The sequence below is a fragment of the Aliifodinibius sp. S!AR15-10 genome, assembly GCF_031569985.1.
Classification (GTDB): Bacteria; Bacteroidota; Rhodothermia; order Balneolales; family Balneolaceae; genus JAMQKA01.
Genome location: NZ_JAMQKA010000008.1, coordinates 76,006 through 85,823, shown reverse-complemented (window position 1 = coordinate 85,823; position 9,818 = coordinate 76,006). Strand labels below are relative to the sequence as shown.

The window sequence follows — 9,818 nt, the reverse complement described above, 5'->3', positions numbered from 1 at the left end:
ATGGTAAGACATGGCTGTTATATTGAACTCCTTAGAAGGGAAATGCGCTACCTATTTATTCTGTGGTTGACTTCTTTCTGATTACGGAATATCTCTTTACCGTCAAGATTTACAACATTTGTAATCATTTGTCCTCCACCCATTCCGCTAGGTAAAGGTTTAGGTTTTGGTATTACCGTTTCTCCTGATGATAACATAGCAGGGAAAGTATCATTAGGGAATCCCGGTGGTACTATACCACCATCTGCCATACCTTGTGCTTGACCTCTTTGCTCTCTGTTTTGCATTCTTTTGTTAATTCCTGCGGATACTCCCGTAGCAATTGCAGTCAGAGCAGCACCACCGGCAAGATATAATGCACCGGGTCCTTGAGTACCTGGTATTAATAACATTGCTGAACCCATTGCTATTAACATCTGACCCAATTGTTTAGCAAAATCAGCAACAATTAATAATATTTTCTCTAATCCTGTTGCAAATTCATTACCTACACCTGCCATTGATTTACCAACTGATTGCGCAAATGCTGAAACAGCAGATGTCATTTGACTTGCCATGAAGTTATTAAAATTCTTTCCTGCCTCCTGTGCATCCATAACAAACTTTTCAAATAGATTTGGTCCTTCCACCATTGCTGCTTCTGTTGCAGTCTTAAATCCAGTGGTGGCGGCAGTCATACTTTCCAAATTAGAAATATGTCTATTTGCCTGTTTATCATTTACTCCTGCATCTCCGGTCTCATCTTTTGATGCTGAATCACCTGAAACACTAACATCACTTACTCCCAATCCTTTTTTTAGATTTTGAAGTTCTTTACTTAATGTTCTTGTACTCTCCGATGCCTTGTCAGTTTTAAAAATATAGTCTTTAAGTCCTGTTAACCATCCTCCTAATGTATCTTTTATATCACCTAAACTTTCTCCAAACCCTACCGCTCCATCTTTTGCTTGAAGTAAGTTTTTATAGGATTTTTTTAGTGCTTTGTCACTTTCTTTAAGATTCTTATTAACAGAATCAGACATTGATTTAAGGAATTGGTCTACACCTTCCAATGCAGGTGATAAAGATGGAGCAAGTCTATCTGTAACTGCTTTGAATGAATCTAAAATACTACGTGCCATTGATACGAAAGCATCAGTTATAGATGCAACCAACGACCATGCTGAATTACTTAAACTTGCCCATAGATTTTCAAGACTTGCTGTAACAATATCCCAATTATCAATTATATTTTTACCAACTACTATCAACCCTGCAAGTCCAGCAATTACTAATGTTACAGGAGACATCAACGCACCTATTACAGTTGCTAATGTTCCAAACATTGATAAGAGTGGTCCAAGTGCTGCAACTATACCTGCTATTGCAATTCCATATTCAATAGTTGATGAAGAAAGGTTAGAAAACCAATCAAAGACAACTGAAGTCTTTTCTATAAGATTATTAAATACTGGTATTAGTTTACTACCTATTTTAATCCCAAGGTTAGTAAGTTTTTGTATTGATTTATTAAATTTTTGTGTCACTGTTTCAGAGACAGTTGCAAACCCATCATTTACAATTTCATTAGAATCTGCAATGTTTTCAACAATCTGATTATATTCTTGTCCCTGCGAACCTGCTGTACCTAACACTGCTGATAGTGCTCTTACATTTGGTACAAGTTTACCTAATGTTTCAATGTTACCATCAGAACTTTTTATTAAATCGGTGAGAGTTTTTGCTAACCCCTTCTGACCTATTTGTTGTCTTATCTCTTGAGCAGATGTTCCTAATTCTTTGAACGCTTTTCTTTGTTTAGGAGTGGTTTTAATTAAGGAATTAAGAATTGAACGTAGTCCTGTAGTTGCTTCCTTTGCACTAACTCCCAATCTCGTGTAAGTAGCGATTGAAGCACCTACTTCACTAAATGATACTCCCATTTGAGATGCTGGTCCTAATACCCTACCTAACGACCCTGCTAATTCTTCTGCTTCAAGATTACCTTCTCTTACAATAGCAGTAAGTTTATCAGTTGCTTCTGAAGCACTAATATTTTCTTTACCATATGCATTTAAAATAGCAGTGGTTGTCCTTGCTATTTGTTTCGTCTCTCCCAATCCAATTGCTGATGCTTTTGCAGATTGTTCTAATACTTGAAGTGCTTGCTCCCCTCTTAAACCTGCTGAAGTTACTGCAAACAATGCATCTGCTAACTGTTTAGAAGATTGTCCAGTCTGATTAGATAGGTCTATAACTGAATCTTTCATTCCATCAACGGCAGTAGAAGAAAGTCCGACTAGGGTTTCAATCTTAGTCATTGATTTTTCAAAATCTGCCGCCATCTTTAGAGAAGCACCTGCGGCAATTGTTATAGGAGTGGTGATGTTTTGAGTCATACTTGACCCAATACGTTGCATCTTTCGTCCAAACCTTTTGAATCTTTTCTGTGCTTTATTCAGGTTCTTTTGAAAGTTCTTTATATTTGCGCCTATGATGAATGAGACGTTTCTCTCTGTACCTGCCATGCTTATTCTCTCTTGATTTTATATAAGAAAACTATACCCCAATATTCCGTGGAGTATAGTTTGTATTCTCTCTTGATTATTATTCTGATATCATATCTAGGGATGCTTTTACTTTATCGTAGGATATATATTTTGAACCTGGTTCCTTTAATTTGTCCATTTCCCAAGGAAACTTTTGTTTCTGGATATGCTTTGAAAGTTTTCCTGAAAGACCTGCGGAAATTCTTGATGCGTTATACCGTAATGCTGAATACAATAGTTGTCTATCAACACTTAAAGACTCTTTATCATATTCATATTTTCCATGAAGTCCGTTAAAGAATTGCCTTGGAGTCATGTCTAATAGTTCATCAGCATTTAGGTTTAAGACTCCTATACCTAACTGATAAATTCTGTCCTGTGTTAAAGGTTCAGGTTCTTTACCTACTTTTTTTTATCTGCTAATTCCTCTCCTGCAAATGCCTTCATAACTTTAGAGTTATTAAAGGTTTCTTGCAGTTTTATGAATAGTGATGGTTCTTCATCTATAGCATCTTCAATTTCATCTGCTGTCAATGGTTTACCATCAAAATCATTATCCTTTTTAGCACCCTTTTTGAATGCTTGTTCAAAGAGTTTCAGTAAAGAATCAAAGTTTAATAACACTTCTGTATTTGCATCTTCAAGTGTCTCAACATTTGACCCATTCATATAACTGAAAACTGCTCTGAAACTGAACTTTATAGGGTATTCCTTGTCGTTTATTTTGATATATTCTATCATCTCTTTAGTTTATTTTATGTTATGTATTATGCTGTTACTGAACGAGTAAGTGCACCATCTCCTTCGAATTCCCAAGATGATTCAACTGCTTCGTCTGAACCCGCCACATCAAAGGTGAAACTATTTACAAAAGCATCGCCTGAATAAATAACATCTCCTGTTGTTGGTGAGGATGGTCCAAGTTCAATACTTCCTGAATTAGTTGTATCTATGAAGTCAGAAGTTATATTACCTTGTTGGGAAGAACCTGAAACATCTTCTATACGGTGTGCTGTTAATGAAGCATTCCAATCTTTACGACCTCTTATTTTATCATTCCATTCTCCGGAATCAATATCAGATACGTTAATTGTTTCTCCATCGACAGTTATACTAAAAGAAAGCACACGGCCTACTTTCGTCCCGTTATATTTGAACTCAAGTTCTCTACCTTTACGGATTTCTTCTTTATCTGTGATTGTTGGCATTTTATTATTCTCTCTTGATTAAATTGTTGTTATAATTTCTCTCTTCTATATATATGTATTGTTAGAAGTCGGTTTCTTCTGTAATTATTTATATGGTTAAACACCTATTAATAGAAAGGGGTATATATCGACTAGGTGTTTTTTTAACTTCTTAGGAAGGGAATGTCAGAGTGATATATTACTTAAACCGGATTTTTAACTCTATAGGTATTGCATATGCTTCTTCTTCCGGTAAATAATCGTCATCATTAATTAATTCTATTCTTACATACTCAATAGTTTCTCCACCAAAAGTACCTGATTTTTCTGATAAATTATCTTCTATAAGTTGTGCTATTTCCATCATTTTGCTATACGTCTTTGCGTATACGTGTACATCAAAGGAATGGTCTACAATGGAAATCCCATCATTGTCATATTCTCTGTTAGAATTAACAGTTCTATAAGTTATTGCGGGAAACCCTGAACCCTCGTCTCTGACTATTGGAGTTACTCTGTCGTTAATCTCATTATTGATTTCAGTATCACCAGTGATTAGTGAAAATATTGCTTCGTCTTTTGCCATCTTATTTCATTTCCTTTTCAATTTTCTTAATAATACTTGCTATAAAATCTGCTTCGAACTTCTTTACTCCTGAATCCCATGAACTACGTAAAAACGCATATTTACGTGCGGGTACTTTACCAGTGGGTATTTTACCAGTTACTAATCCAAACCTTGTTGCTGTTCTAAATCTTTCTACAGTCCCGTATTCTAAAATTCCAGCAAGTCCATAACTAGAAATATTAGGAAATAAGGAGACATCATTTTTTACAACACCAACTTTAAGGAAAGGTGTTTTAGTTTTTGCTGTAGTCACTCCTATCATTTCTTTTAATCTACTTGATGGAGAATTATTCTGCATCTTCTGTATGATAGGTTTTGTTTTTCTCCGTCCTGTACTCTTTAACCACTTATTATCAATGGAATCATGCATATCTGATAATAAATCTAGTGCTTCATCGAACTCTTTTTGGTCTATATCAACGTTTATATCACCCATTCTCAATGAATTCCTCTAGTTCTTTAATTAGCTTTTCTACGTCCCCTTCTTTCCAATTATACCTGTCTGGCATTAATTCTCTTGTACTTCATTCTCTTTGGAGTCATATGATATTGCTTCTTTATCGGACTCCTTAGAAGGGGAATTTGAGAACAAGAGATTCTTGTATTCTTGTACTGATTTTTGTCCAATTCCATCAATTGACTCCGCATATCCCAAACGTGGTTTTAATTGTTCTTCTGTATAAATACCATGCTCGAATAATATTTTTCTATATGGGTATTCTTCACTTAGAAATGGCCATTCTGAATTATATCCGACCGCATAACCCTCACTTATTAATTTATATGCTTCTTTTGGTGAAAGTTTTACGTAAGTATCTTTTATAAATCGGTGTTCATTTTCTGGAACTTCTTTTATCAAAATTTTAATTGGGTTGTCCATAATTATATATCCTATTTACTGAAAATTCTCACTACATAGTCTACTCCAAACCCCACAGCAACCATTGCGGCACTTAGGTAGTACCATATTTTATTTAATTTCTCTGTATTTTCATCAACTTGTTCTTCAGTTTCTTCAAAACGGTTATCTACTTCATTTTCTCTTTCCTCTAGTCGTTTGTCAATTTCTTTTTGTCTCTTTTCATACCGTTGAATAAAACCTACTGAACCCATTTTTTCATCTCCTAAAAATGCTGATTCTATTCTTTCAACTCTGTTATCTAACGTTTTTAGTATCTTCTTTTCTTCACCATTCATTTTAAATTTGTTGTTTATTTTAAAATTGTCCTTCTGTAAATTCCGATTCAATATATTTATAATTTCTTCTACCTTTTTTGAAATATGGGTTAATTGATTTAATATCCCATGTCCTACCATCCCAAACTAATCTATCAGCAGTATCTATATCTTCTCTATGTCTGATTACCCAATCGACTTTTTGGACTCTCTTCTTTTTATTTCCTGTAGTATCTTCATCGCCTGATTTTGGAATAGGTTTTGCCCATACCGTAGCAATTGAAGAAGTTGCATAGGTTATTTCACCGTTATTTGCTCTGCTTCCACTTTTAGATATAAATTCTATTCTCTCAACTAATTGTTCAGTCATTAATGAAACCTACCTATCTTTAATCCAGATATTAGAGTTCTAATTGATTTTATTTGCATTGGGTCTAAGTTTTCATCTACTGTCATTGGTAAATCTCTTTTCCACAATATCAATGCAATCATTTTAATTGATGTCTTAAATCTTTCAGGAACATCGCTTTCACTTGTTCCATATCCTATAGTAAAATCAACACGTACTGGATAATCATTACTGTCTGCGTTTTCTAAATCCGGCAAATTATCACCGTGAAAGTCTATTCTTACAGGATTTTCTTGTTTATAAACAGTGTATTCAGTTGATGATAACGTTTGTTCATTCCCATCAGTATCATCATATTTAACTGTTAGTGAACCACTTTTATAGGGTTTTTTAGGGATTTTAATATTTTCGAAAGATGTTAGATGCATTCTATAATCAGTATCTATTAAATTATACCCTGTCTGTTTCTCTATTACTTTTTCACTTGCATCAACTAACCCTGTGATTAAAGAATCTTCAACTGTTCTATCTTCTCTAAAGAAATCCTTTGCATCACTTAATGAAACAGAAGCAGATACTGGTGTACTGGTCTGCTCTAATGGATACTGTTTATCTTCTTTTCTTGTATGGTAGTATACGTGACTCATAGTCGTTTATTTAATTATCTCTTCTCTATGTATATGTATTGCAGGTTTGCTGTTTCTTCTGTTATTTTCATTTTCAGACATAAAAAAAAAGACCCACTGTTAATTCAGTGAGTCTTATATAACAGTTATGGTAAGTAGTATCTTATTTTACATATTCAAATTTTTGAGTTTGATATATTTCTTTGCAATGCTTAAGAACACTTGATGCACTTATATCAAAATACTCTGCTGCTTCTTTCTGGGAGTCAAATATTTTATCTGTCTTAACATGTCTTACCTTTGTGGCATTTGGATTATTTGAACCTCTTATATCATTATTTTTATGCCATTCTTTTCTTGCTTCACTCATTTTTTGAATTGTTTTTTTAGCAAATTTCCTACCTTTAAGTGTTTCACTAATTTTTTCTTTATGTTCTTCTGAAAGTTTTTTGCCTTTATGTGCTTCACTCAATTTTATTCTAACTTCTTTCGGAATATTTTTGCCATACCAGTATGATTTCTCTCCGCTTTTATCTACTAAAAATACTTTGTAAGAATATGGTTTACCATTAACGCAATTGTCAAACCTTTCCCTACATTTATTTATTAGTACCTCTTCCAGTTGATATGCTTCAACCTTATCTGTAAATATTCCTAGTATTTGCTTTTCTAAATTGTCAGTATTTGGTTGCCAAGTGTTATCACTATAACTGCCCATGTAGTTATCGTTTTCAGGATTACCTTCACATTTTCGACAACCTATGTAAAATTTATCAGTTGTCCTGTCTATTATTTTATATATGTAATATTTAATAGTCATTGTTTACTCTCCTTAAATAAAAAATGGTTGACACCAACCACACTACTAATTGATGCCAACCATTAAAAATATCTTTGTAGTGTGTTTGTATTAATAAATATAAGTGTAGATGAAAATTGTCTCAATAATTTGGAGAAATGCTTAAATAAAAAAAGGTTCCTTGCTTTTACACAAAGAACCTTAATTATTAGTTATTATTTACTATTACGTTATATCGACCTCGTAAAACGCAAAACTCTCGTCATGTGCTATACCTACATCTACATAAGTATTCATCACTAATCGAGTAATTCCATTAGTTGCCTGTGTATAAGGGTCAGGTAGTAACTCAATTCCGCCCCACATGCCTATCAAGACATCATTGAAGTTTCCAAAGTAGAATGGTGAGAATGTTGAACCATCTGCTACAAGATTAGTTGCAGAAGCATTATATCCATTCACTTCACTGTCTTCCCATACATAGATTCCTGAACCGGAATCTTTTTTGGTTTTCTTAGCAGCAGAACGTCCTTTTGCACTTGCCAAATATGCTAAACTACCAACGTTAGCATCTTTAGATGCAACTTCACCTTCTAAGTCAATTACATCATTATATGCAAGCGAACCTGAACCGTTTCCAGTGGAACCACTTATTTTAGTTGCGGCAGAATGTATTCCTGTTGGGGAAGCACCTGAACCACTAATTGCGGCACTTTCTATACCACGTTGTGCAGCAGAAAGCAATTGTCCTCTTATTCTACCTTCTACAGAAGGAGAAGTCTGCTTTAATGCCTGATTAGAAATATCTACAAAAGTTCCACCACGTTTTGGTGATAAAGTTACATTACCAAATGTAGGAGTACTTTCAGAATTAGAGTCAGTTTCACCTTCCCAAGTAAATGTTGGTGAATTTGTCTCTTTACTGAATTTAACGTCTCCTACCAATCCGGTCATAAAGTCAGCACCCAATTGTCGTAGAATCAAACGTTCATTCAAATCTTCAATGAATGCCCCTCTTTCGTCATATGTGAGGTCTCCACCTTCAGTACTAATTGTAAGGTCATTTCTAATACCTCCGCCTAATACGTTCGTAGGAAGTACTAAACCGTTACCACCTTGCAATGTTACACCTGCGGCAGATGCTTCATTTTCTGCTTCTCTGTTAAGTTCTGCGTAAAACCCTTGTTTATAATTGTCTAATTGACGTGGGTTAACAGCATATTTAACAGCATCTATGAAATTGAAATTCTTAGGTTTCTTATTAGAACCGTCATTATGATTGCGTAGTGCATCATCTTTACGTTTTTCTTCTAGCATTTGCTCTCTTGCTAGTATATTAGAACTCTTTTCATAGTTCTTTTTTGCTTCGTTAAATTTCTCTTGAACACCTTCTGGAAAATCTTCACCTTTATATTCTTTGTTTAGATTCTCCATCGTTTCAAGAGCTTTATTCATCTTCTCTCTTTGTTGTTTTATTTTGTCCATCTTATTGTTTCTCTCTTGATTTTAATTAAAATTAAAAGGGAGCATGTTCTCTCTTGATGGAGAACCTTTTACCCTGTTGTTATTATTAACTTCTTAATAGTTCTGATTTCATTCTCATTAACTCAAGTTCTCTTTCTCTAGTTATATCAGAACTGTCTGTTTCTTTATTCTCAATTTTTTCTTCTTTACTGTCTTCGTCTTTTAACTCTTCCTTCAATGCTTTCAGTTTTTCAAGTCCTTCAACTTCAACACCAATGGTATAAGTCATTTGCTTAGAATTATTTTCTTTTTCCTCTTCTTTCGTCATATTTTGAGGAACTGGAAGTTTTAATTGGTCAAAAACTGATTTATCCATTGCCACTTTTTTATATTTAGGTTCAACTGCTTTATCAACTAACCCAAAGTCAACTGCTTCGTCAGCATCTAACCATCTACCATCTCCACCGTTTTCACTCATTAGTTCCATGTAAAATTCTTGGTCTTTATTTCCTCTCTTTGCATATATATTGGAAATAACACTATCAGTCTTTTTTAAGTCCTTTGCTAGTGCTTCAAAATCAGTGGTGTTACCAATTCCCATTGTCCAAGCACGATGAACTAACATCATTGCATTAGTGGATATCTCTCTTTCATCTCCTGCCTGGAATATTATAGTTGCTGAACTAGCACTCATTCCCTGAATTTTAGTTTTTACAGTTGCTGAATTCTCTTTCAACAAATCATGTATTGCTAATCCTGTATCAACTGAACCACCTAAGGAATTTATATTAACTTGAATTTCATCTACATTTAATTCAGCAATTTCCTTTAATTTATCTCTCATATTCTGAACAGTGTTTTGCTCATCTTCTGGCGTAAATGGGTCTTCTCCAATTACTCCGTCAATAGAAATTGTTGCAATATTTTCCTGTTCATTCTTATCTATAGAGATATTCAGGAAACTATTTTCATTCTTCATTTTTTAACTCTCTTGATGTTAGTATTAAATTATTTTCTCTCTTCTATATATATGTATTGGTAGAAGTGTGTCTCTTCTGTAA

At 34.0% G+C, this 9,818-nt stretch carries 13 protein-coding genes; all 13 read right to left on the bottom strand.

The genetic code is table 11. The annotated features are described in order from the left end of the window. Positions 1-47: 47 nt before the first annotated feature. Positions 48-2,507, bottom strand: coding sequence for a phage tail tape measure protein (locus NC796_RS07705; RefSeq protein ID WP_310683626.1), 2,460 nt, complete (start codon positions 2,505-2,507; stop codon positions 48-50). Positions 2,508-2,586: 79 nt separating this feature from the next. Beyond that, positions 2,587-2,844, bottom strand: a complete 258-nt coding sequence (locus NC796_RS07700) for a hypothetical protein (protein ID WP_310683624.1) — start codon at positions 2,842-2,844, stop codon at positions 2,587-2,589. Between the two features lie 86 nt (positions 2,845-2,930). Further along, positions 2,931-3,269 carry a hypothetical protein gene (locus NC796_RS07695; RefSeq protein ID WP_310683622.1) on the bottom strand — a complete coding sequence of 113 codons (339 nt, stop codon included), beginning with the start codon at positions 3,267-3,269 and terminating at the stop codon, positions 2,931-2,933. A gap of 26 nt (positions 3,270-3,295) precedes the next feature. Further along, the gene (locus NC796_RS07690) at positions 3,296-3,736 is read right to left on the bottom strand and encodes a hypothetical protein (protein WP_310683620.1); all 441 of its coding nucleotides are present in this window, start codon (positions 3,734-3,736) and stop codon (positions 3,296-3,298) included. Positions 3,737-3,914: 178 nt separating this feature from the next. Beyond that, entirely contained in the window at positions 3,915-4,301 is a 387-nt protein-coding gene (locus tag NC796_RS07685) for a DUF3168 domain-containing protein (protein WP_310683617.1), read from the bottom strand. Position 4,302: 1 nt separating this feature from the next. Then, positions 4,303-4,779, bottom strand: a complete 477-nt coding sequence (locus NC796_RS07680; protein WP_310683615.1) for a hypothetical protein — start codon at positions 4,777-4,779, stop codon at positions 4,303-4,305. A 72-nt stretch (positions 4,780-4,851) separates the two neighbouring features. Next, positions 4,852-5,223 carry a hypothetical protein gene (locus tag NC796_RS07675; RefSeq protein ID WP_310683613.1) on the bottom strand — a complete coding sequence of 124 codons (372 nt, stop codon included), beginning with the start codon at positions 5,221-5,223 and terminating at the stop codon, positions 4,852-4,854. 11 nt (positions 5,224-5,234) lie between these two features. Continuing rightward, entirely contained in the window at positions 5,235-5,540 is a 306-nt protein-coding gene (locus tag NC796_RS07670) for a hypothetical protein (protein WP_310683611.1), read from the bottom strand. A gap of 19 nt (positions 5,541-5,559) precedes the next feature. Further along, positions 5,560-5,889, bottom strand: a complete 330-nt coding sequence (locus NC796_RS07665; protein ID WP_310683609.1) for a phage head closure protein — start codon at positions 5,887-5,889, stop codon at positions 5,560-5,562. Beyond that, positions 5,889-6,515 carry a hypothetical protein gene (locus tag NC796_RS07660; protein ID WP_310683607.1) on the bottom strand — a complete coding sequence of 209 codons (627 nt, stop codon included), beginning with the start codon at positions 6,513-6,515 and terminating at the stop codon, positions 5,889-5,891. The genes NC796_RS07665 and NC796_RS07660 overlap by 1 nt, the downstream gene beginning before the upstream one ends. A 142-nt stretch (positions 6,516-6,657) precedes the next feature. Then, on the bottom strand, positions 6,658-7,314 hold the full coding sequence (locus NC796_RS07655) for an NUMOD3 domain-containing DNA-binding protein (protein WP_310683605.1): 657 nt from the start codon (positions 7,312-7,314) through the stop codon (positions 6,658-6,660). Between the two features lie 204 nt (positions 7,315-7,518). Continuing rightward, entirely contained in the window at positions 7,519-8,778 is a 1,260-nt protein-coding gene (locus NC796_RS07650) for a phage major capsid protein (RefSeq protein ID WP_310683603.1), read from the bottom strand. A gap of 85 nt (positions 8,779-8,863) precedes the next feature. Then, the gene (locus NC796_RS07645; RefSeq protein WP_310683601.1) at positions 8,864-9,736 is read right to left on the bottom strand and encodes a head maturation protease, ClpP-related; all 873 of its coding nucleotides are present in this window, start codon (positions 9,734-9,736) and stop codon (positions 8,864-8,866) included. Positions 9,737-9,818 lie beyond the last annotated feature (82 nt).

Coding starts and splice junctions, on each gene's coding strand:
- NC796_RS07645 (WP_310683601.1), bottom strand. CDS start 9,736: ATGAAGAATGAAAATAGTTTCCTGAATATCTCTATAGATAAGAATGAA.
- NC796_RS07660 (WP_310683607.1), bottom strand. CDS start 6,515: ATGAGTCACGTATACTACCATACAAGAAAAGAAGATAAACAGTATCCA.
- NC796_RS07650 (WP_310683603.1), bottom strand. CDS start 8,778: ATGGACAAAATAAAACAACAAAGAGAGAAGATGAATAAAGCTCTTGAA.
- NC796_RS07705 (WP_310683626.1), bottom strand. CDS start 2,507: ATGGCAGGTACAGAGAGAAACGTCTCATTCATCATAGGCGCAAATATA.
- NC796_RS07695 (WP_310683622.1), bottom strand. CDS start 3,269: ATGATAGAATATATCAAAATAAACGACAAGGAATACCCTATAAAGTTC.
- NC796_RS07665 (WP_310683609.1), bottom strand. CDS start 5,889: ATGACTGAACAATTAGTTGAGAGAATAGAATTTATATCTAAAAGTGGA.
- NC796_RS07655 (WP_310683605.1), bottom strand. CDS start 7,314: ATGACTATTAAATATTACATATATAAAATAATAGACAGGACAACTGAT.
- NC796_RS07700 (WP_310683624.1), bottom strand. CDS start 2,844: ATGACTCCAAGGCAATTCTTTAACGGACTTCATGGAAAATATGAATAT.
- NC796_RS07690 (WP_310683620.1), bottom strand. CDS start 3,736: ATGCCAACAATCACAGATAAAGAAGAAATCCGTAAAGGTAGAGAACTT.
- NC796_RS07680 (WP_310683615.1), bottom strand. CDS start 4,779: ATGGGTGATATAAACGTTGATATAGACCAAAAAGAGTTCGATGAAGCA.
- NC796_RS07670 (WP_310683611.1), bottom strand. CDS start 5,540: ATGAATGGTGAAGAAAAGAAGATACTAAAAACGTTAGATAACAGAGTT.
- NC796_RS07685 (WP_310683617.1), bottom strand. CDS start 4,301: ATGGCAAAAGACGAAGCAATATTTTCACTAATCACTGGTGATACTGAA.
- NC796_RS07675 (WP_310683613.1), bottom strand. CDS start 5,223: ATGGACAACCCAATTAAAATTTTGATAAAAGAAGTTCCAGAAAATGAA.